At 43.6% G+C, this 24,463-nt stretch carries 22 protein-coding genes; 2 read left to right on the top strand and 20 right to left on the bottom strand.

The features are described 5' to 3' along the window. Positions 1-23: 23 nt before the first annotated feature. From aroC to ACIPK1_RS11865, 8 genes are all read right to left on the bottom strand, one after another. On the bottom strand, positions 24-1,190 hold the full coding sequence (gene aroC / locus ACIPK1_RS11830; RefSeq protein WP_016620144.1) for a chorismate synthase: 1,167 nt from the start codon (positions 1,188-1,190) through the stop codon (positions 24-26). Between the two features lie 19 nt (positions 1,191-1,209). Further along, positions 1,210-2,265, bottom strand: coding sequence for a 3-dehydroquinate synthase (gene aroB / locus ACIPK1_RS11835; protein WP_086316124.1), 1,056 nt, complete (start codon positions 2,263-2,265; stop codon positions 1,210-1,212). A gap of 36 nt (positions 2,266-2,301) precedes the next feature. Then, a complete protein-coding gene (gene aroF, locus ACIPK1_RS11840) occupies positions 2,302-3,327 on the bottom strand; it encodes a 3-deoxy-7-phosphoheptulonate synthase (protein ID WP_005226100.1) in 1,026 nt (341 codons plus the stop codon). A gap of 40 nt (positions 3,328-3,367) precedes the next feature. Then, positions 3,368-4,237 (bottom strand): shikimate dehydrogenase, encoded by an 870-nt coding sequence (locus ACIPK1_RS11845; RefSeq protein WP_034872642.1) that lies wholly within the window; start codon positions 4,235-4,237, stop codon positions 3,368-3,370. Positions 4,238-4,650: 413 nt separating this feature from the next. Further along, complete coding sequence (locus ACIPK1_RS11850; protein ID WP_400450981.1) at positions 4,651-5,409, bottom strand: ABC transporter ATP-binding protein; 759 nt, start codon at positions 5,407-5,409, stop codon at positions 4,651-4,653. Beyond that, positions 5,409-6,293, bottom strand: a complete 885-nt coding sequence (locus ACIPK1_RS11855) for an ABC transporter permease (protein ID WP_008379889.1) — start codon at positions 6,291-6,293, stop codon at positions 5,409-5,411. Before ACIPK1_RS11855 ends, ACIPK1_RS11850 begins: the two co-directional genes overlap by 1 nt. Before the next feature lie 78 nt (positions 6,294-6,371). After that, positions 6,372-7,424, bottom strand: coding sequence for a tryptophan ABC transporter substrate-binding protein (trpX, locus tag ACIPK1_RS11860; protein WP_010748363.1), 1,053 nt, complete (start codon positions 7,422-7,424; stop codon positions 6,372-6,374). A 377-nt stretch (positions 7,425-7,801) separates the two neighbouring features. After that, positions 7,802-8,377: a hypothetical protein gene (locus ACIPK1_RS11865; protein WP_005235969.1), complete on the bottom strand. Its 576-nt coding sequence runs from the start codon at positions 8,375-8,377 to the stop codon at positions 7,802-7,804. Positions 8,378-8,503: 126 nt separating this feature from the next. Here ACIPK1_RS11865 and ACIPK1_RS11870 point away from each other — a divergent pair, with 126 nt between their 5' ends. Next, positions 8,504-8,902: a DUF1622 domain-containing protein gene (locus tag ACIPK1_RS11870; protein ID WP_005235970.1), complete on the top strand. Its 399-nt coding sequence runs from the start codon at positions 8,504-8,506 to the stop codon at positions 8,900-8,902. Positions 8,903-9,010: 108 nt separating this feature from the next. Then, positions 9,011-10,711 (top strand): fibronectin-binding protein EfbA, encoded by a 1,701-nt coding sequence (efbA, locus tag ACIPK1_RS11875; RefSeq protein ID WP_400450984.1) that lies wholly within the window; start codon positions 9,011-9,013, stop codon positions 10,709-10,711. A 254-nt stretch (positions 10,712-10,965) separates the two neighbouring features. On the opposite strand, the gene ACIPK1_RS11880 is transcribed toward efbA, so the two are convergent. The 12 genes from ACIPK1_RS11880 to ACIPK1_RS11935 all read right to left on the bottom strand — a co-directional run bounded on the left by ACIPK1_RS11880 (position 10,966) and on the right by ACIPK1_RS11935 (position 24,447). Continuing rightward, positions 10,966-11,457 (bottom strand): pyridoxamine 5'-phosphate oxidase family protein, encoded by a 492-nt coding sequence (locus ACIPK1_RS11880; protein WP_016620151.1) that lies wholly within the window; start codon positions 11,455-11,457, stop codon positions 10,966-10,968. After that, positions 11,457-12,374, bottom strand: coding sequence for an AraC family transcriptional regulator (locus ACIPK1_RS11885; protein ID WP_016611759.1), 918 nt, complete (start codon positions 12,372-12,374; stop codon positions 11,457-11,459). The genes ACIPK1_RS11880 and ACIPK1_RS11885 overlap by 1 nt, the downstream gene beginning before the upstream one ends. Before the next feature lie 323 nt (positions 12,375-12,697). Next, on the bottom strand, positions 12,698-13,375 hold the full coding sequence (locus ACIPK1_RS11890; RefSeq protein ID WP_016620153.1) for a carbonic anhydrase family protein: 678 nt from the start codon (positions 13,373-13,375) through the stop codon (positions 12,698-12,700). 157 nt (positions 13,376-13,532) lie between these two features. Next, on the bottom strand, positions 13,533-14,168 hold the full coding sequence (gene pyrE, locus ACIPK1_RS11895; RefSeq protein ID WP_005226111.1) for an orotate phosphoribosyltransferase: 636 nt from the start codon (positions 14,166-14,168) through the stop codon (positions 13,533-13,535). Continuing rightward, a complete protein-coding gene (gene pyrF / locus ACIPK1_RS11900; protein ID WP_008379878.1) occupies positions 14,165-14,884 on the bottom strand; it encodes an orotidine-5'-phosphate decarboxylase in 720 nt (239 codons plus the stop codon). Before pyrF ends, pyrE begins: the two co-directional genes overlap by 4 nt. Next, positions 14,884-15,807 (bottom strand): dihydroorotate dehydrogenase, encoded by a 924-nt coding sequence (locus ACIPK1_RS11905; RefSeq protein ID WP_016611756.1) that lies wholly within the window; start codon positions 15,805-15,807, stop codon positions 14,884-14,886. Before ACIPK1_RS11905 ends, pyrF begins: the two co-directional genes overlap by 1 nt. Then, positions 15,807-16,583 (bottom strand): dihydroorotate dehydrogenase electron transfer subunit, encoded by a 777-nt coding sequence (locus ACIPK1_RS11910; RefSeq protein ID WP_400450988.1) that lies wholly within the window; start codon positions 16,581-16,583, stop codon positions 15,807-15,809. Before ACIPK1_RS11910 ends, ACIPK1_RS11905 begins: the two co-directional genes overlap by 1 nt. A 21-nt stretch (positions 16,584-16,604) precedes the next feature. Next, positions 16,605-19,790, bottom strand: a complete 3,186-nt coding sequence (carB, locus tag ACIPK1_RS11915; RefSeq protein ID WP_005235983.1) for a carbamoyl-phosphate synthase large subunit — start codon at positions 19,788-19,790, stop codon at positions 16,605-16,607. A 1-nt stretch (position 19,791) separates the two neighbouring features. After that, entirely contained in the window at positions 19,792-20,871 is a 1,080-nt protein-coding gene (locus ACIPK1_RS11920; protein ID WP_005235984.1) for a carbamoyl phosphate synthase small subunit, read from the bottom strand. Position 20,872: 1 nt separating this feature from the next. After that, positions 20,873-22,156: a dihydroorotase gene (locus ACIPK1_RS11925; protein ID WP_400450990.1), complete on the bottom strand. Its 1,284-nt coding sequence runs from the start codon at positions 22,154-22,156 to the stop codon at positions 20,873-20,875. A 36-nt stretch (positions 22,157-22,192) separates the two neighbouring features. Next, positions 22,193-23,119 carry an aspartate carbamoyltransferase catalytic subunit gene (locus ACIPK1_RS11930; protein WP_005235988.1) on the bottom strand — a complete coding sequence of 309 codons (927 nt, stop codon included), beginning with the start codon at positions 23,117-23,119 and terminating at the stop codon, positions 22,193-22,195. A 47-nt stretch (positions 23,120-23,166) separates the two neighbouring features. Beyond that, a complete protein-coding gene (locus ACIPK1_RS11935) occupies positions 23,167-24,447 on the bottom strand; it encodes a solute carrier family 23 protein (RefSeq protein ID WP_005235990.1) in 1,281 nt (426 codons plus the stop codon). Positions 24,448-24,463 lie beyond the last annotated feature (16 nt).

Below are 24,463 nucleotides of genomic sequence, written 5' to 3' on the forward strand. Positions count from 1 at the left end.
GGAATTTTTTGCTGCTTCTTTAATCAGTAGGTTAACAAGTATTCTCGATACGCCTGAACAGATGCGGTCAATTCTTCGAAAGAATCACTTGGAAACTTTTCTAATAGTTCATTGGCCACCACTGTTGCCACCACACTCTCACAAACAACACTAGCTGCTGGTACAGCGGTGCTATCTGAGCGTTCGACGCTTGCTTTATACGGTTCTTTGCTGTCGATATCAACACTTTGCAACGGCTTGTACAAGGTCGGGATCGGCTTCATAACCCCGCGAACCACAATTGGTTCCCCGTTCGTCATGCCGCCTTCAAAACCACCTAGGTTGTTGCTGCGACGGGTGTAGCCCCGTTGTTCGTCCCATAAAATCTCATCCATGACTTTTGAACCCGGTAAAACACCTGCCTCAAAGCCAACACCAAACTCAGCACCTTTAAAGGCGTTGATACTGACCACGGCTTGGGCAATCTTCGCATCAAGTTTTTTGTCCCATTGCACGTAACTGCCAAGACCAGCAGGAACGCCGCCAACAAGCACTTCCACTACGCCGCCGATCGTATCACCATTTTTCTTCGTTTGATCGATCAACTGTTTAATTTCTTCCTCGACAGATGGATCTAAGACTCTTACTTCCGAGGCTTCAGAGCGTTGTGCGATTTCTTTGACAGTCAAGCCTTCTGGAATTTCTGCTTTGATGCCGCCTAACATCGTTACATGACCTGCCACATCGATGCCAAGCTCCTTCAAAATTTTCTTCGCGATTGCGCCGATGGCTACCCGCATAGTCGTTTCCCGGGCAGATGAACGTTCCAGGACGTTTCGTAGATCTTGATGGTGGTATTTCATGCCGCCGACCAAGTCAGCATGACCAGGTCTTGGTCGTGCCACTCGTCGTAGTTTGCGGTCTTTTTCTGGTACCTCTTCGATTGCCATGACCTTGGTCCAATTTTTCCAATCTTTGTTCTCGACCACTAAAGTCACAGGAGAGCCTAATGTTTTTCCATGACGGATACCGGAAGTGATACGGACTTGGTCTTTTTCAATCAACATCCGTCCCCCACGACCATAGCCGGTTTGTCGTCTCGCTAATTCAAAATTGATGTCTTCTGCTGTTAATGGCAATCCTGCCGGTAACCCTTCGATAATGGCGGTCAACTCTGGTCCATGTGATTCGCCTGCTGTAATATAACGCATGATCCGTTACCTTCCTTTCTTATACTAGGTAGTCTTTGATTTTTTCAGTCGGGATCGTCACGATTTTCGCCTGACCGATCGCTTCTAATAGAATAATCTTCAATTGTTGCCCGCGGGCTTTTTTATCATGAGTGATTGCTTGGTATAATTGCTCTTTATCTATTTCCCTTGGTGTAATCGGCAAGTGAAACTTCTCAACCATTTCTGTAAGTTGCTGGGTCGTACCTTTTGGTGTTAATCCGGTGACTTCTGCATGTCGGGTGATCATAATCATCCCCATCGCAACGCCTTCTCCGTGACTTGTCTCAAAAGCAGCCGTTCTTTCTAAGCCATGACCGATCGTATGACCGAAGTTCAGTGTCAGACGACTACCATGATCAAAGGGGTCTTCTTCCACTACTTTTTGTTTAACCTTTAAAGAAGCTGTGATCACATTTTCAGCGTGGGCCAACAAATCGGCTTCATCTTTCAAACCTGCTAACGTTTGCCAAAGTTCAGGATCTGCAATAGCGGCTGACTTGATGATTTCAGCAATGCCTTCTTGGACGCGTTTAAGCGGCAAACTTTCAAGTAAATCTGGATCGATCATCACCCCGGCTGGTTGGGCAAACGTGCCAACGAGATTTTTGGCACTGCCAGTATTTACAGCTGTTTTCCCGCCGATACTTGAATCGACCTGTGCCAATAACGTCGTCGGAATCTGCAAGAAATCAATGCCGCGCATATACGTAGAAGCAACAAATCCTCCGAGATCACCGATCACACCGCCACCAAGGGCAATGATCCCATCGCTTCTGGTCATTCCGAATTGGGCAAGACCATCATATAAACTAGCTGCTTGCTCTAGTGATTTGCTTTTTTCGCCGGCTGGTACGATTAACAGTGTCGCTTCAAACCCGGCAGCGGTTATGGAATCAACGATTTGTCCGCCATACAGGGGTGCGACATTGCTGTCTGTAATGACGGCAATGCGCTGTTTGTCCCACAACTGTTGTACCCAGGTTCCGACTTTTCGAAACGCCCCTCGTTTAATGAGGATATCATAGGAATGGTCTTCTAAGTGAATGTGTAACATTGATTTTTGCACCTCTTTTATTGGTTGTCTTCACGCTTAGTCTTGCAACGCTTTGATTTCTTTCATCGCTTTTTCCATGATATGGACTTCTTTCATCATGTTCATGTACGTTTTTTCGTTAAGTGATTGAGGACCATCAGACCAAGCATTGGCTGGATCTGGATGGATCTCTACGATCATCCCATCGGCGCCGGCAGCAACACCCGCTCTTGCCATTGGTGGTACGAGATCCCAGATACCTGTTCCATGACTAGGATCGACGATGATTGGGAAGTGGCTCAGTTTTTTGATGATTGGTACTGCACTTAGATCAAAGGTATTACGGGTTGCTGTTTCGTAAGTTCGGATCCCACGTTCAATGAAAATCACTTCACTTTTATCTTGAACAGCGATGTATTCCGCTGCATTCAACCATTCGTCGATCGTGCCTGAGATGCCTCGTTTAAGGCCAATTGGTTTCCCAGTTTTTCCAACGGCAGCTAGCAATTTGAAGTTTTGCATGTTCCGAGCACCAATCTGCAAAATATCACTGTATTCCGCCACCATATCGATATGTCCTTCGTCCATGACTTCTGTGATGACTTTCATGCCAGTTTCATCAGCAGCTTGGCGAATGTATTTTAGCCCTTCTTCTTCAAGCCCTTGGAATGCGTAAGGCGACGTGCGGGGTTTGAAGGCACCACCACGTAAGATTTGTGCACCACCAGCTTTGGCGATTCGGGCACATTCACGAATTTGGTCTAAGCCTTCAATCGAACATGGACCAGCCATCGTAACAAAGTTGCCGTCACCGATTTTCACACCATCTACATCCACAACCGTATCTTGCGGATGGAACTCACGAGAGGTCAATTTGTAAGTATTTGAGATCCGAATGGCATCTTCGACACCTTCGTAGCTGCGAAAAGCAACATCTTGGATGCGGCGTGTATCCCCTTTTAACCCGATAACGACCTGTTCTTTTCCTTGGTTGACTTGAACATCTAAGCCTTCTTTTTTGATTCTAGTTACAACAACTTCAACTTGTTCTGGCGTAGCGCCTGGTTTCATAATTACGATCATTTTTTCTTCCTACTTTCGTTTTTTCTAATTTTTTTATTTTTTACATGGATTCAATAAGTGCTTTTACTTTTTCAACAGGCATTTCTTGGCCTGTCCAAAGTTTAAATGCAGCTGCACCTTGATACAGCAACATGCTTAAGCCGTTTGCAGTTTTGGCACCAACTGCTTTCGCATCTTTCAAAAGCTGCGTTTCTCTTGGATTATAGATGACATCATAGACAGCTAATGATTCCCGCAAGAGTGTTTTGTCTTTTAGAGGACTTACCGTATCATTCGGCTTCATCCCCACGCCAGTAGCATTAACTAAAAGACTGCTTTGATCGATGGCTGTTTTTAGAGCCGTCTGATCTTCTAAATCCGTTAATGTGATCTCAGAGGCGGTCTTTTCTGCGATCTGTGTCAATTTTTCCTGGATGATTGGATAAAACTCATCCTTGCGGTTAAAGACACGGATTGTTTTGACACCATCTAGTGCAGCTTGACTAATGATTGCTGTCGCTGCTCCACCTGCACCGATCACAGTCATCGTTTTTCCAATGATCGACACTTGAATGTCTTCAAGTGCGCGCATAAAGCCGATACCATCTGTATTGTGCCCAATCAATCGCCCCTCTTGATTGACGATTGTATTGATTGCGCCGATCAGCTCGGCTGCTGGTGAGCATTCATCCATCAACGGTACTGCTGCCATTTTATGGGGCATTGATAGATTGACACCTAAGAGATCCAACTGACGGATGCTTTGGATACTAGCGGCTAAATCATCCGGCTCAACATCAAAGGCCAGATACACGGCGTCGATCCCTTGTTCTTCAAAAGAAAGATTGTGCATCGCTGGAGAGATGCTGTGTTTGGCTGGTTTGGCAAATAGTGCCGCCAACCGTGTGTGACCGGTTATCATTTGTTTCATCTGGTTCATTCCTTTCAACAAAAAAAGATGTCCACCGTAAATTTAAGAATCTACAGTGAACACCTTCAAACATTACATAGCGACAGCGCCGATATGTGAATATAAAAAATAGCCACTATAGATTTTACGATCTACGTGGCTGCGAATTCATTACGAAATGCTCTAGCCATCATAGATACAAACTTAGCGTTTGTACCCATGCCTTCATGAATACAAACCTATCTAAAATAGCTAAAGTAATATTTATTCAGTTGTGTGGGGTTCGTTAGCAATAATTTTTGCATAGTCCTTCGCTCCAAACTGATGTAAGATTGACCTAAGTATAGGTTTAACTTTGAAAGATGTCAATGATTTTTTCTTATTTTTTTCATTTATTTGATTATTTTTTTTGAAAACACTGTTCTATCAAGGGTTTATAAGTCGTCTTCAAAGAACAGTAACAGTTCTGGTAAACTTAAGCGAGCTTTTTCATCTGCTGAAAGATCCTTGACGATTTCCCCTTTTCTGAGCAGGATCAGGCGGTCTCCGTATTTTAATGCATCTTCCATCCGATGGGTGATCATGAGACAAGTTAGGTTTTGTTCTTCCACGCGTTTTGCTGTGATTTGCATCAGCTGTTTGGAGGTCTTTGGGTCTAACGCAGCCGTATGTTCATCTAGCAACAACAGTTTTGGTGTTTGAATCGTTGCCATCAATAAACTTAGTGCCTGTCGTTGACCACCAGATAAACTGCCCGTTGGCGTATCCAAATGATTTTCCAACCCATTGCCGATTTCTTTACAAAGGGCATAGAACGTTTCTCTTTGCCCTTGGAGTTGTCGAAGACCTAGTGAACGTTTTTCCCCTCTTTTTTGTGCTAACAGAAGATTTTCTGCCACTGTCATACGGGGAGCCGTCCCCATTTTCGGGTCTTGGAAGACACGTGCCAAAAAGCGGGCGCGTTTTTCTTCCGAAAGTGCGGTCACGTTTTGATCATCGATCATCACTTGCCCACTCGTCAAGGGCATGGTGCCTGAGATGCAGTTGAATAACGTACTTTTGCCGGCGCCATTTCCTCCGACGACCGTGACAAATTCTCCTGGTTTTAAAGAAAGATCGATTTTATTCAAGAGTACTTTTTTCTCATTCGGTCCGTTGCCGACAACTTTAAAGGATTTTTTTAAGGCTAACATTATTCATCCTCCGTTTCAAAACCAGTGCGTAGATGCAAGGCTTGTTTAAATTGAGGGATCAACAGGCAGATCGTCAAGACGATTGCAGAGAAGATCTTCAAGTAAGTCGTATCAAATCCAGCTTTGATCACAAATAGGATCAATAATTGGTAGATAATGCTGCCGATCACGATAGCGATCAGACGTTCCAGCAAGGTCAATTCACCATATAATACCTCACCAATGATGATTGACGCCAGTCCGATAACGATCACACCGATTCCCTTGCTTATGTCGGCGTAGCCGTCGTTTTGAGCGATCAATGCGCCTGAGAGTGCGATCACGCCATTGGAGACGATCAGTCCAATGATTTTCATTCGATCCGTATTGATCCCCATTGACTTGGCCATGTGTTCATTATCCCCGGTAGCAATATAAGCTTGACCCAAGTTGGTATGGAAAAAGTAAACCAAGACGCCCCCAATCAACAAGACCATGATCAATCCGATAATCACCGTATCATAATAATTCGGTAAATTCATTCTAGTAAAAAAATCTTGAATTTTCGGTTGGTTTAATAAAGAGAGGTTTGGTGAGCGCATCACAAACAGCATGACCGAGTTCAATGAAGACATCACCAAAATACCTGCTAAAATCACGGGAATTTTGCCTTTTGTATAAAGAAGTCCTGTCACACAGCCCGCACACATCCCAGCCAATACTCCTAACAAAGTCGCTAAGACGGGCGACACCCCATGGGTGATCGCTGTCACACAGACAGCACCGCCTAACGGAAAGGACCCTTCCGTCGTCATATCCGGGAAATTCAAAATACGATAGGTCATAAAAATCCCTAATCCCAGGATTCCCCAAAGTAGCCCTTGCCCTATTGCTGAAACAATCATCATTCTTCCTCCATATTCTTACAAGTTTTCTCTTTCAAGACTCTCTCGGTGATCGCAGGTGATTGCTGTTCCTAATTGTTACTCATCACTTGCTTCACTTTCCGGTGTCGTTGTAATCAATTTTGCCTCGTCTTTGAGGTTTTCTGGGATAGTGATTCCCAATAACTGCGCTTGTGTTTCATTAATGATCGTTTCGCCATCGCTGAATGTATAGATCGGAGTTGTCGCAGGTTCGGCCGTCCCGTCAAGAATTGCTGCCACCATCTTCCCAGTTTCGACCCCAATCGTAAATTGATCTTGCCCAACCGTTGCTAAGCCGCCTTGTTCCACCATCGTATCAACAGACGTGATGATGGGCGTTTTTGATTTATTGGCTTCTTGTACTACCGTCTGCATTGCGTTTGCGATCGTGTTATCTAACGGAATATAGATAAAGTCGACTTCTCGTGCCATCACTTGCACCATTTGAGCAATTTCGTTACTTGAAGGAACGGCATACGATTTGCTGGTCAAGCCATTTTCTTCGGCAGCAGCTTCTGCTTCTGCCACTTGGTATTTCGAATTGTCTTCAGTCGAAGAATACAAAATGCCGACTGTTTTTGCCTCCGGCAGCAAATCTTTTGCTAGTTTGATTTGCGCAGCGACGGGTGCTTTATCTGAAACACCAGTGATATTTCCACCGGGTTGATCCATATCTGCCACGAGATTTGCCCCAACTGGATCAGTGACCGCTCCTAAAACGATTGGTACATCCTGAGTGACATTCGCCAACGCTTGTGCTGCGGGTGTTGCTACCCCAACCAAAACGTCGGCATCTTTATTTAGCAGCTGCTGACTCATCGTTGCCAATTTACTTTGATCCGCTTGGCCGTTTTGGAATTCAATCGTCAAGTTGTCCCCTTCGGTATAGCCTGATTCTTTAAGGCCTTCTTTGATCCCCTCGGTGATCGCATCTAACGCTTCATGACTGACAAACTGCAGGATTCCAACTGTTTTTTCAGCTTTTTCTACTGGTTCCGAAGTCTCACTGGCTTGATTGGTCCCACTTCTCATTCCTAACTGATAGACAAAGGTCGCTCCTAAAAATAATAAAATAACGGCAACCGATGCAATTAATCCCTTGTTTTTCATTTTTCATTCTCCTTTTTCTGCTTACGTTTTTCGTGTTTTCGTTTTTACGGTTTTTGAGAACAAAAAAAGCAACTGCCTATGTGACGGCAATTGCAAGTAAGCAAAAGCCGCATAGAAGGTTGTCCTATGCGGCGATAAATTCAACTACCAGCATAGATACAGCACTTTAGAAGGTTCTCTAAAAAGTTGTATCTATGGAATGAGGTCCCATCAATACAACTATCTACGCCAGTTTTGCCATGATTTCACTTGCAATGGAATAAATAGTTTCATGATTGTTCCTCCTTCTCAACTTGTTTTCTTTCTTGATTGAATTCAGTTTAGCCTATTGATAAAAAAACGTCAACAATTTTCTGTCAAATTGTCAGATTTTTTTATCAATCATTGGCAGAAGAACGAATCGTCCACATGGGTAAACGATTCAATTCTGGGATGAATTCCGTCGTTGGCTGCTCAAATGAATCAAAAGTAAAGCGATTTTTCTCGACTCCTTCTTCATAGAAGACAAAGGTCACTTTATCAGGATCAATGTCATATTCATTGGAGAAAAATGCCACGTCATAGACGATCGGATAATAAAAAAATGTTCGATTCATTTCGTCTTCCTGTGCTTGGATCAGATCAAACACTTGATCCAGCTGTGGGCCATTTGGTTTACTGTACATCACAGAAATCGCTCTTGTTTCGCGAATCGTCTTATCAGCTGTCAAATATGGTAATGGCTGTACTTTTTCCGAAGGTAACTTGTCGAAAGCGATTCGATCCACTAAAGAGGCGTTGATGCGATTTTGAGAAAAAACGATCAAGCCTGCAAAAACCAGCGCGAAAAGAATGCCTCCGATCAGCGTGAAAATCGTTTTTTTCTGATCTCGGTATAGATCATCTAACAAAGCCTGCCAGCTTTCCACTGTTTTTTCTTTCGTGTAATGAACAAAGTTCCTAACTTGTTCCATAATTTGCCCACCTTTTTTAAAAATCCTACTATTAATTCATACTATCAATTCCCTTCTAGAACGTCAAGAAACTTCACATTTCTTCGATAATTCGGTAAGATAAAAGAAAACGGTAAAGGAGTCATTATGCATAATCTAGCTAGTTCTTTGATGACTGGAGCCAACCCAATCTTCGATTTCATTGTTGTCTGTTTAAACTTTCTCTCCATTTTCGTCATCGTTTGGGGTGTATTGATCGCAGGCATTGATTTCGTGCGCTACGAATTAACAGAAAAGGACCGTTTGGTGGCAGCCAGAGAGAATAATTTTATCCGCAATTATTTAGGGAGTTATGTCTTATTAGGTCTTGAGATCTTGATTGCAGCAGATATTATTGAGACGATCATCCACCCTACTTTCGAAGACATCGTACGTCTAGCTGCAGTCGTTATTATTCGAACAGTCATCTCTTATTTCTTGAACAAAGAAATTGAGCGTGCACTGCAAACCACCGATCACCAACCTAACAAGAAAAAGGAAAGCTAGCTGCCATGGCTTTTCTTTGGATTCTTCGGTATAATAGATAGGAATATTTGACATTGGAAGGATCAATCCCTCAGTCAAACTATCCTTATAAGAAAAGAGGGAAACAATATGTCTTTTGATGGTGTTTTTACCCATTTAATGGTCAAAGAATTACAAAATCAATTAACCAGTGGACGTGTGAACAAAATTCATCAACCTTATGAAAATGAGGTCGTATTTGTGATCCGTGCCCAAGGGAAAAATCATAAACTTTTGCTATCCGCACATCCCACCTATGCTCGTGTGCAATGCACAACGATCGCCTATAGCAATCCAGAAACCCCACCGAATTTCTTGATGATGCTGCGGAAATATTTAGAAGGGGCGATCTTAGAATCAATCGAACAAATCGACAATGACCGTGTGATCCATTTTCATTTTACTCGACGAGATGAACTAGGTGATTTACAATCCCTCGTCTTGATTGTCGAATTGATGGGCCGTCACAGCACGATTTTATTAATGAATAAGACGAGCGGAAAAATTGTCGATACAATCAAACACATTGGTCATTCACAAAATACGTATCGTACTTTATTACCGGGTGCTACTTATATTGCACCACCAAAGCAAACAACACTTAATCCTTTTACAGCCTCTCGCACCAAAATTTTTGAAGAATTATCGACCATCGATCCCTTGACGGCAAAAGAACTTCAACAACGATTCCAAGGCTTAGGCCGCGATACAGCAGAAGAATTAATCGCTCGAATCAATGCCAATCCCAATGAAAAACTGCGTCAGTGGGAAGCTTTCTTTACAGAGCTTACCCAGGAGCTAGCACCAAGTTATCTCCAGTCAGAGAAAAAGGAATATTTTACACCAATTCCCTATCCATCATTGATCGATGCGACCACCACTGTCACCTCTTATCAGAGTCTGAGCGAGCTTTTAGATGCGTTTTATCACGACAAGGCGGAAAGAGATCGGGTCAAACAACAAGGTGGCGAATTACTAAAGAAGATTGAGAATGAACTGAAACGGAACCAATTGAAGTTAAAGAAACGCCAACAAACGTTAATCGATTCAGAAAACGCCGAAGAATTTCGTCAAAAAGGTGAGCTTTTGACGACCTTTATGAATCAAGTCCCCCGTGGTGCTGCTTCAGTTGATTTGGAAAATTACTATGATGAGAATCGGCTTTTGACGATCAAATTAGATCCCGCTCTTTCTCCCAATCAAAATGCTCAGAAATATTTTCAACGTTATCAGAAATTAAAAAATGCAGTCAAATTGGTCCATCAGCAGATTGCCGAAACGAAAGAAGAAATCGCGTATCTCGAATCCGTGTTAGCCCAATTAGAAATCGCCTCTCCAATGGATCTGGCGGTTATTCGGGAAGAACTGATTGCACAAGGCTATGTCAAAAATCGGACGAAACAGCGTAAAAAAGCCGCTCCTTCGCAACCAGAACGATTTCTTTCTTCAGACGGAACAGAAATTTTCGTTGGAAAAAACAATTTACAAAATGACCAACTGACCTTAAAAACAGCTCGTAAGAGTGATATCTGGCTGCATACCAAAAATATTCCTGGCTCTCATGTCATCATTCGTACGGATGATCCTAGTGAGACAACCTTAATGGAAGCTGCAGAGCTTGCCGCATATTTCTCAAAATATCGTCAATCTGCCCAAGTACCGGTGGACTACGTGCAAGTCAAACATATTCGGAAACCGAATGGTGCCAAACCTGGATTCGTCATTTATGAGAATCAAAAAACGCTTTTTGTGACACCTGATGAGGGAATTTTGAGATTAAAACAGTCCTAGCTGCTCCTCAGTCTATTCGGATCAAAAAAACATAGTGTAATCAATAAAAGAACCGACCACAAAAGCGCTGCGAAACTACACGCGCTTGTGATCGGTTTTTATGCTTTTTCCTTCTATCTACTGCTCTTCCAGCGACAATTTTGCTTAGCTTGAAACACAAAAGGCAAGCCTTCTCAGAATTTAGCCATCGACGTATCTGCTAGATCCGATAGAATGGCATTCGAAAATCACCGTGAGAAAGTAGCTTCTGCTAGCTAATAAATACCGCCATCCTCCATAGTGACTTTCTTCTCGAAATCAAAATGATACAGCTTTTCCCAGTGATTGATATTCAACGTTCCTTTGGTCAAATGGATTGCTAGAAAGCAACAGCCTTTATCATTCTCATTGTTGACTTCGTCGTACCAGACAAAGGCTTTGCGAATTTTGCTTCTTAATTCTGCATTTTTAGGGTCTAGCACCCAACCTAAATTCTCCCCTTGACCGACCGCAGTAAACCATTCACCGCTAACGGCAATGGAAACTGCTGGGTTCTTTTTGATTTGCTTGATTTTATTGGATTGCTCGTGTGTCGACACGTAAAAAACGCCCTCTTCATAAAAAGCATCAACTTCTCGAACGACTGGTTGTATGTGTCCCTCTACAGTTTTGTCACAAGCTGTCGTCGCAAGGGCAATCACATTGTCTTTAAAATGTCCGAATTTTTCTTCAAGCAGCTTTATTCCTTCTTCATACTGGTGGGTCATTATTCTGTTCCTCCTTGCATCTTAATTCTTTTTTTAAAAGGAATCCATAATTCGACATGAACCACATGATTTTCCCCTTTTTGATAAAGCTCAGGAAAAAAATTCTCAGCAATCCAGCCATTTTTCTTGAGCCAAAAACGGGTATAACGCATCGCCTTTCCCATATTGATGATCAGTTGCTCTGAGACCGTATCAAAGCTGCAAACAATATACTCACGTTCTGGTAAAGTCCATTCAGTGCAGTTGAGAAATTGCGAACCATCAGATATTTGACCAACAAAATAACTTGAATAGCCTTCAGGCGCATCTCCCGGAAATGAAACACCGATCAGGCAATGATCGGTGCGAGGCTGATTGGCAGTCTTTTGATAAAAATCATGCCAAATATCATCAATCGGATCAATCCCTGTTCGTTGGCCCAGCATTTTTCCATACTTAAATGGATAGTAACCAACAACGCCACAAAAAACCAGCGGTTGCTGATTTCGCTTCTTCTGAATCTCCAAAACGACTCCTTCGCTGATCAATGGATTGCCTTCTTCTGTGACAATATACCCTAAAGATAGATCCGGCTTATCAAAATTTTGCAAGCCGATCGGCGCTTTTTGGTAAAGAGAAGGTGAAAGTCCATAAACGGTCTTAAAGGTTCTTGAAAATACTGCATGGCTGCTAAAACCAACCTCAAAAGCGACCTCAATGACTCGACTTTTTCTGTCTTTTAATAAAACAGCGGCTCTGGCCAGACGACGCAGTTTTATATATTCCCTAACAGAAATTTTAACTAAGCGAGTAAATAAGCGTTGATAATAAAATACAGAAAGTGATGCGACTTGTGCTAACGTTTCGATCTCTAGCGACTCAGCAAGATTGTCTTCGATAAAATCAATGGATTTTTGGATTGCTTCCCATGCATGCATATGGATTTCCTTTCTTTCACTATAAAATACTCAGCCAAAAAAGCTTTACCGTGTCTGCTCTTTTTCTAAAAAAAACTATATTTGTATTTATTTTCACAATGCATTAACTGCCGAGAATCAGCTTATTTAATATTTTAGCATAGCCTTCATGGTACTAGAATATAAAAATAAAAAAAGACGAAGAGTTTTCGTCTTTTTCTAGTCAATGACATTCTAAAAATTCTAACATCATTTTTATAGATTACCCTTACGAAGTGGTTTCTATACTGACCATCAAATGAAGTCAGTGAGAAACACTACGTAAAAGGATCTATTTTTATAAATTAATAGAAATAAATAGGCCGATCTTTGCGGTCTTGTAATGGGCGATTATTGTTTTCTAACACTTCTTCCCGGAATTCCAAAATGAAGCGGCGGCTCATCTCCCCGATCCAGTCAAAGACGAACCAATTGATTGGCCCTTTGGTTGGCGGTGTCGTCAACGAACCCACATAATGGAAATGGTGGGTGCGTTCTGGTAAGAACATAGTCGGATCAAACCATTGCGTATGGTTTTCAAAGTCCCAGATGCTGTCGTCTTGCTGATTGCAGATCCAGTTGAGCTTATCCGTCAATTTGAATAAGATGCCCACAACCAAGTTTTCTCCGTCCTCATTCATATGGACGAGATGAAACTCTAATTCTTGCTGTTCATCATCGATAATATGTTCAGACGGCATGTGGAAATGAATATCCGTCAAATAGTAGTTGATCCCTTTAAATGTGACATAACTTTCTTTGTTATATGGAACGAAGTGAATCGTATTTTTGAATTCTTTTTCCGTGAACCGCTCTCGTTTATAGTGAAAAGCCAAGTCCTGATCGATAGGTTCTTCGGTTTCATCGTGAACTAAAGCAATTGGGGATTGGTAAGGAAATTCGGCGCCTTGTGCATACCAATCGCACAAAGTGTGCCAATGTTCAGGTCCATTGTCTCCGGAATAACTCCAGGGAACATCCATATTTCTTTTCAAAAAAACAGCCTCCTAATTCAAGTTGACAGCAAGGAATAGCCCTTCCTATCAAAAAAACTTTCTCCCAATGCTATCAGAAAATAGGTGAAAATAAAACGAATATGCTTGGTCATTCCCTCACATATCCGTTTCTTATTTCAATTCCTTATTCACTCAACCAAGCAGCAGGATCTTTTCGCCACTCTTGTAACAGGGCAACATCAGACTCTTGAATAGCACCCGTTTCTAAAGCCGACTCGATCAACGCTGTATAGTTTGTCAAAGTCACATAGGATAGACCTGCTTGGTCAAAATTCTCTTGGACTTGAGGCAGCTCGTAAGTAAAGATCGCAGCGACGCCTAATACGTCGGCTCCTTCTCTTTTGGCTGCTTCACAAGCTTCTAAGACACTGCCACCTGTTGACAATAAATCTTCAATGACGACCATTTTTTGATTTGGCTGAATACGACCTTCAATTTGATTGCCTTTGCCATGTTCTTTTGCTTTGCTGCGAATATAAACCATTGGCAAATCTAACAATTCAGCGACCCAAGCAGCATGGGGAATCCCGGCTGTTGCGGTCCCTGCAATCACTTCTGCTTCGGGATAAGTCGTTTTGATGACTGCAGCTAAGCCTTTCGCAATGGCGCGACGTACATGAGGATAACTCATAGTGATTCGATTGTCGCAGTAAATAGGGCTTTTGATGCCGCTTGCCCAAGTAAATGGTTCATTCGGTCGTAAAAAAATCGCCTCGATGTCTAAAAGATCTTTGGCAATTTGATTGGATTGTTCTTTCATTGGCTAGCTTCCTTCCATTCTTGTTTTATTTGCAGATAACTTTCATACGGTGTCTTAGACTGGGTGATTGGACGTCCCACAACGATCATGGTAGCCCCCGCATTGCGAGCTTGTGCAGGTGTCATGATCCGTTTTTGATCGCCAACTTCACTGCCAGCTGGTCGGATACCAGGCGTCAAGCGTATGAAGGCATCGGTTGTTCTTTGCTTGATCTGTTTTGCTTCGTGTGCGGAGCAAACAACACCGTCTAATCCAGCTTTTTGGGCACAAGTGGCGTAATGGATAACACTTTCTTGCAGTGACGTCATGATCTGCTGATCATGATGCATTTGTGCCTCACTAGTGGAGGTCAATTGGGTAACTGCAATCAAATCAGGGACTTTGTCTCCTGCGGGGGTTCCTTGTTGCAGACCTTTTTTAGCAGCAGTCATCATTTCGATCCCGCCGGCTGCATGAACATTCGTCAAAGCAACACCTAAAGAAGCTAAGCGCTCCATTGCTCGTCCAACAGTATTAGGGATATCATGTAATTTTAAATCTAAAAAAATGTCATGGCCAAAGGATTTCAACCAAGTGACGATCGCTGGTCCTTCTTGGTAGAAAATCTCCATTCCAACTTTTACAAATAATTTTTCTCCCGCAGGAAATTGCGCTAAAAATGTTTCAATAGCCTGTTTGTTGGGGAAATCTAAGGCAATAATTGGTCGTTCACTCATCACACGTGCTCCTCTCTCACTTCTTTTATCAACTGTTCCAAAGAAGTGATCCCTAATTCTGCCATTCGGATAGGCAATTCTTCAATCAATTTTGGGCAAATGTAAGGATCGGTAAAGTTTGCAGTTCCTACTGCAACTGCACTTGCACCTGCCAGATACATTTCAAGTACATCATCCACTGACATCACGCCCCCCATGCCAATAATTGGTAATTGAGAAACTTGCGCCACTTGTTTGATTAGGCGGATCGCCACTGGTTTGATTGATGGACCAGACAAGCCCCCGGTTTGGTTGGCTAAAATCGGTTTTCGTGTTTTTAAATCGATCCGCATGCCCAAAAGCGTATTGATCATCGTAAACCCGTCAGCGCCGCCTGCTTCGATCGCTTTTGCAATTGGGACAATATCCGTCACATTCGGCGAAAGTTTGACATAGATCGGCACTTGCGAGACTTTTTTGACCGCTTCAGTCAATGCACCCGCAACCGCAGGATCGGTTCCGAAAGTGATACCGCCATGTTTGACGTTAGGGCAAGAGATATTCAGTTCGATCGCTTTGACATTTTCTGCCTGACTGATTTCCTGACACACAAGAACGTAATCTTCGACGGTCGAACCAGCAACGTTTGCAATGATCGGTAACTCTGGATGTTTTTGAGCTAAGTCCGGCAATATTTGATTCATGACCGTTTCTAACCCAGGATTTTGCAACCCGATGGCATTTAACATACCACTAGGCGTTTCCGCTACCCTTGGGGTTGGATTGCCGAAACGTGGTTCAGGTGTGGTCGCTTTGATCATCACCGCACCTAATTGACTGATGTCATAATATTTATCATATTCTGCACCAAACCCAAAACAGCCGCTGGCAGGCATGATCGGATTTTTTAGACTCAATCCGGGTAGCTCGACGTTGATCGACATTAAATGACCACCTTTCTCGCCTGAAATACAGGCCCTTCGTCACAAACTTTGACACTTTTTGTACCTTGTTCGTCATCTTTCGTATGGCAAACACAGGCATAACAGGCACCCATCCCGCAAGCCATTCGCGCTTCCATGGATAATTGAACATCTGAAAGGTCTTCGAAAAGCTGGGCGGTGGTTTTTAAAAGACCGTTATTTCCGCAGGCAAAGACCGCCGCAGGTGTATGCTCTGCAGCTAACAACAGGTTGCCAACATTTCCTTGTAAACCAGCGCTGCCATCATCGGTAGCAATCCTCGTATCTCCCAGTGCGCGAAATTCCTCTTCATAATACATGACGTCTTTGCTGGCAAAGCCCAAAAAGTGAATGACGTGGATCCCTTGTTGCGTCAGACGTTTCGATAGTTCGTAGAGCGGCGGTACACCGATACCGCCACCTACGATAAATGCAGTGTCCCCTTGGTTTAAATGATGATAGCGAAACCCATTTCCTAACGGCCCCATCACATCGATTGGATCACCAACGGTCATTTCTGAAAAAATTCGTGTGCCATCTCCTTCGACCCGGTAAATGATTCGGCATTCTTTTTTCTCAGCATCGATATGATTGATACTGATCGGTCGGCGAAGAAGAAAGGCATTTTGAGGAACCCGCAGGTGCAGAAACTGCCCTGGGGTCCTCATCTCATTGACTAATTCACCAGTCAATGTCATTTCAAAAATCCGTGGTGCCAGTTGACGCTGTTTGCTGATGGTCATGATTTCTTGCTTCATCAAAAAACTCCTTTATCTGCGTTAAATTGCTTTTGTTGAAAAACTGCGGGATTCCATCACTTTTAGAATTGCATCCGCTGTATCAAGAGAAGTAAAGGTCGGTACACCATGCTCCACTGCTTCTCGGCGAATGATAAATCCGTCTTCCGTTGCATTTTGGCGATCTTTGTCCATGGTATTGACTACTACTTGGGTCGTTCCTTTACGGATCAAATCAACAACCGTTTCTTCTGCTTGTTGATCAGAGATTTTAGCAACTCGTGTCACTTGCAGGCCTTTTTCTTCAAAGTAATCAGCGGTTCCATTGGTAGCCATTAAGGTGAAGCCGACCTCTACGAAACGCGCCGCCAGTGCTGCTGCCTCTTCTTTGCTTTCGTCTGCAACGGTGAAAAGTGCTTTTCCAAATTCAGGAATATGCAGGCCTGATGCCTCAAAAGCTTTATAAAGTGCTTTTGCCAAATCTTTATCTGATCCCATTACTTCACCCGTTGATTTCATTTCAGGGCCTAAGTAAGTATCGACTTTTAAAAGTTTTGTAAAGGAGAAGACAGGTGCTTTGATGTGTACTTCATTTGGTGTTGGAGCAAGTCCGTCTTGATATCCTAACGCTGTGATCTCTTCCCCGAGAATCGCCTTCGTGGCAATTTGTGCCATTGGGATCTCTGTTACCTTGCTTAAAAATGGCACGGTTCGGCTAGCACGAGGATTTACTTCAATGACATACACTTTGTTCTCATGGATGACAAATTGGATATTCATCATACCGATACAATTTAAACCTAATGCCAAGCGTTTGGTATATTCTTCGATCGTAGCAATTAGTTCATCCGAAAGATTTTGCGGTGGATAGACTGCCATTGAATCTCCTGAATGGACCCCTGCACGCTCGATATGTTCCATGATTCCAGGAATCAAAACAGTTTTGCCGTCACAGATAGCATCGACTTCACATTCTTTACCAACCAAGTAACGATCGACCAAGACAGGATGTTCTGGTGATGCTTTCACTGCATGACGCATATAATCTTCTAAATCGGCTTGGTTTTCCACGATTTCCATCGCACGTCCCCCTAAGACATAACTTGGGCGGACTAAAACAGGATAGCCGATTTTTTGTGCGATGGCGATCGCTTCTTGTTCGTTAGTCGCCGTGTCGCCTGGTGGTTGCGGAATATCTAGTGCTTGTAATGCTTGCTCAAAGAGATCGCGGTTTTCGGCACGATCAAGATCTTCAATGCTGGTGCCTAGGATTTTTACTCCGGCTTTCACCAAAGGTTCGGCTAAATTGATCGCCGTTTGCCCGCCAAATTGGACGATGACCCCAATTGGCTGTTCCAAATCGATCACATGCAAGACATCTTCTAAGGTCAACGGTTCAAAATACAGCTTGTCGGAGATAGAAAAATCAGTCGAAACCGTTTCAGGATTACTGTTCATGATGATCGCTTCATAGCCAGCAGCTTGGATCGCTTTCACCGAGTGCACTGTTGCATAGTCGAACTCCACCCCTTGTCCGATTCGGATCGGTCCAGAACCTAGGACAAGAACAGATTCTTTTTCACTGCGCTTGCTTTCATTCTCAAACTCATAGGTGCTGTAGAAATAAGGTGTTGCTGATTCAAATTCTGCGGCACATGTATCTACCATTTTGTAGACGGGCAAAATCTTTTGCTCATGACGCAGCGTGCGGATCTCAGCTTCCGTGGTTTCCCACAGCTCAGCGATCTTTTTATCCGTAAAGCCGTTTTGCTTGGCTTTTTTCAACACATCAAGGGAATGTGGTTCGTTTGCTAATGCTTGTTCGATCTCAAAGATGTGAAGCATTTTATCTAAGAAGAATAAATCGATTTTCGTCATTTCATTCAAATCTTCGATAGTATACCCTCTTCGGATGGCTTCCATGACGTAGAACAGGCGATCATCTTGGGCCTTGATGACCTTCTCCATCAGATCATTGTCAGAAAGAGCTTCTAGTTCTTTCATTTCGATATGATGTGTGCCGATTTCCAATGAACGAACAGCTTTCAGTAATGACTCTTCAATATTACGACCAATGGCCATCACTTCTCCAGTTGCTTTCATTTGTGTTCCTAATCGACGTTCCCCCGTTTCAAACTTGTCAAACGGCCAGCGAGGAATTTTTGCCACAACATAGTCAAGGGCGGGTTCAAATTCTGCATAGGTGGTTTCTGTGACTGGATTTTTCATTTCATCCAATGTTAAACCGACGGCAATTTTCGCTGCCAATTTGGCAATTGGATAACCTGTTGCTTTACTTGCTAGTGCAGACGAACGAGAAACCCTTGGATTTACTTCAATCACATAGTAATTAAAGCTATGTGGATCAAGTGCCAACTGAACGTTACAACCACCTTCTATTTTTAATGCGCGAATAATTTTTAATGACGCATCTCGCAACATTTGGTATTCATGGTCTGACAGTGTTTGACTAGGGGCAAAGACGATGGAATCGCCGGTGTGGATGCCGACTGGATCGAAGTTTTCCATATTACAAACAACGATCGCGTTGTCTGCAGAATCCCGCATCACTTCATATTCGATCTCTTTAAACCCAGCAATACTACGTTCAATCAAGCATTGGGTCACGGGCGAGAGCTTCAAGCCGTTTTCAGCGATTTGGCGTAATTCTTCTTCATTGTTACACATGCCACCGCCCGTTCCTCCTAGCGTAAATGCTGGACGAACAATGATTGGAAAGCCGATTTTTTTCGCAAATTCAACTGCTGCTTCCACCGTTGATACGATTTCGGATTCTGGGATCGGTTGATCCAATTCTTCCATTAATTGTTTGAATAAATCTCGATCTTCTGCCTGATCGATTGCCGCTAATTTGGTTCCTAGCAACTCAATTCCTAATTCATCCAAAATACCTGAGTTGGCTAATTCCATCGCCATATTCAAGCCCGTTTGTCCGCCTAATGTCGGTAAAATTGCATCAGGCTGTTCTTTACGTAAAATCCGTGAGACAAACTCAAATGTGATTGGTTCAATGTAGACTTTGTCAGCAATTTCTTTGTCCGTCATGATCGTTGCGGGATTCGAATTGACTAACACCACTTCGTAGCCTTCTTCTCGTAAAGCTAAACAAGCTTGTGTACCGGCATAATCAAATTCTGCCGCTTGTCCTATAATAATCGGTCCAGAACCGATTACCATGATTTTCTTGATATCTGTACGTTTTGGCATATTAGTTCTGCTCCTTCCATGCATCGATCATCTCTAAAAATTCGTCAAATAAGTGGACCGCATCATGCGGGCCCGGTGCCGCATCTGGGTGGTATTGGACACTGAATGCTGGGTAGCGGCGATGACGAACCCCTTCGATCGTGCCATCGTTCACTTCGACGTGTGTCACCATTAGTTTTTCAGGATCGATGGATGCTTCATCCACAGCAAAGCCATGGTTTTGTGAGGTAAAATCGATCCGACCAGTGGCGATCTCTCTTACCGGATGGTTCAATCCGCGGTGACCGAACTTCATTTTATAGGTATCTGCCCCATTCGCTAATGAGAAGAGCTGATGGCCTAAACAAATCCCGAAGATCGGTACCTTGCCTTGAATCCCTTGTATCATTTTAATTGCTTCTGGCAAGCTTTTAGGATCACCCGGTCCATTTGTCAGCATTACACCATCTGGTGCGAGGTCTAAAATTTCTTGCGCTGTCGTATTGTATGGTAAAATCGTTAAATTGCAGTTGCGGCGTGACAATTCCCGTAAAATACTGTGCTTCAAGCCGAAGTCGATGACCACGATATTGCGACCCGTTCCAGGACTTGGATAAGGTTTTGAGGTAGAAACTTGTGCCACTTGATTGGTTGGTAAAACCGCCGCTTTTAATTGATCAAAGGCATGGTCAAAGACATCTCCTGCATCAACGATACTCGCTTTCATGGTCCCATGTTGACGGATCTTTCTTGTCAGCGCACGTGTATCGATTCCTGCGATCCCTGGAATATTTTTGCGTTTTAAAAATTCATCTAACGTCAGCTGTTTCCGCCAATTGCTCGCTAGACGCGCGTGTTCTTTCACAACGACCCCTTTACAAGTCGGTGAAATTGATTCGTAGTCGTCTCGGTTGACGCCGTAATTTCCAACCATCGGATAAGTAAACGTAATGATTTGTCCGTTAAAACTTTGATCCGTAATGGCTTCTTGATAGCCCGTCATGCTGGTGGTAAAAACAATCTCACCAAAAACATTGATACTGGCACCAAAGCCTTCGCCTTCAAAGTATGTTCCATCTTCTAAAATAAGCCAACGTTTCATATTATTGCCCACCTTTTTGCCATACTAATTTTCCATTTACAAATGTATAACTTGTATCCCCATATAACGTCCATCCACCGAAAGGCGTATTGACTCCTTTTGATAGAAATTGCTTAGGATCCACGTTATAAGCTGATTCTAAGTCAAAAATCGCGAGATCGGCTTTGTCTCCGACCATCATCGTTCCGGCGCTTAGACCAAAGATTGATGCTGGTTTCACGGTCATCCAATCCACTAGTTGCTGCAAGGTAAAGCGTCCTGTTTTGACAAAATGAGTGTACAACAATTGGAAGGCATATTCTGATCCGACGATGCCAAATGGTGCTTTTAAAAAGCTTTTCATTTTTTCTTCATAGCCATGTGGGGCATGATCCGTCGCGATACAATCGATCGTGCCATCCAGCAGACCTTCGATCAACGCTTCACGGTCTTCTTGCCCACGTAACGGTGGGTTCATTTTCCAAAAGCCTTCATCGGCAGGAATATCTTCATCGATTAGAAGCAAATGATGAGGAGAAACTTCAGCTGTCACATGGATACCAGCTTTTTTGGCATCTCGGATCACTCGAACACTTTCTTTGGTCGAGACATGGCAGACATGGTAATGAGCACCTGTTGCTTCCGCCAAAAGTACATCACGAGCGATTTGAGAAGCTTCCGTTACACTCAAGATCCCCGGTAGTCCAAGTTCTTCTGCTTTTTTACTAGCATGCATCACGCCGCCAAAGAGTAAGGAGTCATCTTCTGTATGGGCAACCAAGGCCAAGTCATTTTCGGCTGCTTGCTTCATTGCCAGATACATTGTGCCAGCAGTCTGAACACCCACGCCATCGTTCGTCAAGGCGAAAGCGCCAGCAGCTTTCATTCCAGCTGCATCCGTCAACGTTTCACTGCGTAAGTTTTCTGTGATCGGGGCGTATTGTAAGACATTGATTGACGCATCTGCGTTGATTTTTTCGTAAACAGCTGTTAATTTTTCCGGTGTATCGGGAACTGGGTCAAGGTTTGGCATTGCGCAAACTGTCGTGAACCCACCGCGAGCTGCTGCGATGCTGCCCGTTTCAATTGTTTCTTTGTACTCAAAGCCTGGTTCTCTGAAGTGTACATGAACATCCACTAAACCTGGCGTGATCAATTGCTCTTTGGCATCGATAACTTCGTCAAAATCTGTTTCGGGAAATGCTGTACCGATCCCGCGAATGATTCCTTCTTCGATCCAAATTGCTGCAGGAACACAGTGATTGTCTTTTTTGATGATTTTACCGTTTTTAATGAGTGTTTTCATGTAAACTTCCTCCTCTAATTCATTCCTTTTTGCCTGTTAGGCCTTACCGTTCAACACTGCTTCAAGAATCGCCATTCGAACAAAGACGCCATTGGACATCTGTGTGATGATTCGCGAGCGCAAGCTTTCAACTAAGGCATCAGCCAACTCCACATCGCGATTGACCGGTGCTGGGTGCATAATGATCGCATGCTCTTTCATTCTTGCGGCGCGTTCGACGGTCAACCCGTGATTTTTTAAGTATTCTTCTTTTGAAAAGCTTTCCGTTCCATCATGGCGCTCGTGCTGGACACGAAGCATCATCATAACATCGACTTCTGCGACCAATTCGTCTAATGGTAGCCAATGACCGTATACTTCAAATTCTTCGTCATACCATTCCTTTGGACCTGAGAAGAAGACTTTCGCTCCGAGACGCTTCAACATTTGCATGTTTGATTTTGCGACCCGTGAGTGGGTGATGTCACCTACGATTGCGACTTTCAAGTCGTCAAAATGCCCAAACTCTTCATAGATCGTCATCAGATCTAGCAAGCATTGCGTTGGGTGTTGGCCGCTGCCGTCCCCGCCATTGATGATACTGCACTGGATCGTTTTGCTTTGGATCAAAGCGTCGTAGTAATTTTCATCGCCGTGGCGAATGACCGCAACGTCTACACCTAAAGCCGACATCGTCAAGACCGTGTCATACAAGGTCTCGCCTTTTTGAACAGAACTGGTGGAGGCTTCAAATTCGATGACTTCGATCCCTAGTTTTTTCTCAGCAACATCGAAGCTTTTGTGGGTTCTGGTACTGTTCTCAAAAAAGAGATTTGTTGCGAAATATTGTTCTTTTTGGGGCATCCATTTCGCCCCTCTTTTGAATTCTTGTCCTCGGCGGATGAGTCCCATCACTTCACGGTCCGTCAATGCTTCGACCGTCAAAAGATGCTTTAAGCTGATTCTTTCGGATTGAATAATCATGAATGAATTCCTCCTTTGATTCTGTTTAAACGATGAGTTGGCACAAGTTATTTTTCTTCGCTGCGAGAGCTGTCAGGTAAAATAAGATTCAAGAAGATTCCTAGGACAGTTGCTAACGCCATTGCGGATAATGTGAAGGTACCGACCGTGAATACAAGACCGCCGATTCCTACCACAAGGATCACTGACGCAATGATCAAATTCTTCTTACGATCAAAATCGATTTTGTTGTCGATCAAAATTTTCAACCCGCTGGCAGCGATGACACCAAAGAGCAGGAAGCTGATCCCTGAGATGACTGGACCAGGAATACTTAAGATCAATGCGCTTAGTTTTCCAACGAAGCCTAGTACGATGGCTAGAACTGCTGCACCACCGATGACGAACACACTGTGGACCCGTGTAATTGCTAAAACCCCAATGTTTTCTCCGTAACTTGTCACTGGGGGGCCCCCAACGAGACCGGCTGCAATTTGAGCAAACCCATCTCCCAATAGTGTTCGGTTCAAGCCTGGCTCTTCAAAAAAGTTCCGCTTCGTTAATTTGTTCAAGACCATCAGATGACCGATGTGTTCGGTCATGGTAACAAAAGCGATCGGCGCCATCGTAGTGATTGCATTCAGATACAGTTTAGGTTCATAGTTAATGAAGGGAATCTCGAAGCTTGGCATGCCAAACCAGTTGGCGTCAATGATGGGCTGCACATCGACGATCCCCGCTGCTAAGGCGATCAAGTATCCGCCCACAATCCCCAGAAGGATCGGGATCAATCCTAAAAACCCTCGCAGAAACATATTGAAGAAAATCGTTAATCCTAAGGTAGCCAAAGCTACCAGAATGTACTTGAAATCGTAGACTGAGTCATTGTACATTGCATTCTGGGCGGCGTTAGCGGCTAACCCTAATCCAATCACCATAATCACAGGACCGACAATGATCGGTGGTAAGATCTTATCCAACCAAGCTGCACCGGCACGTTTAATGATCATCGAAACGATCACGTAAACCAACCCAGTCGTGATGGCGCCTTGTGCGATAGCTGGGTAGCCATCAGATTTCATCAGCATCTGCATCGCTGCGATAAACGCAAAGCTGCTGCCTAGATACGCAGGAATCTTCCCTTTCGTTGTGACCAAGTAAACCAATGTTCCAATACCTGAACTAACTAAAGCGATGCTGGGGTTGATCCCAACGAGGATCGGAACTAATACTGTTGCCCCAAACATCGTGAAAAGATGTTGTAAGCTTAGACCTAACCAAGGCAGTGCTTTGGGCCGATCTTTGATGTCTAAAACTGCGTCTGGATTACGAAATTCTTGCTTCTGCATGTTGCTGTCACTCTTC

Origin of the sequence: Enterococcus sp. NPDC086594 (assembly GCF_044746145.1) — a bacterium.
Lineage (GTDB): Bacteria > Bacillota > Bacilli > Lactobacillales > Enterococcaceae > Enterococcus_D > Enterococcus_D entomosocium.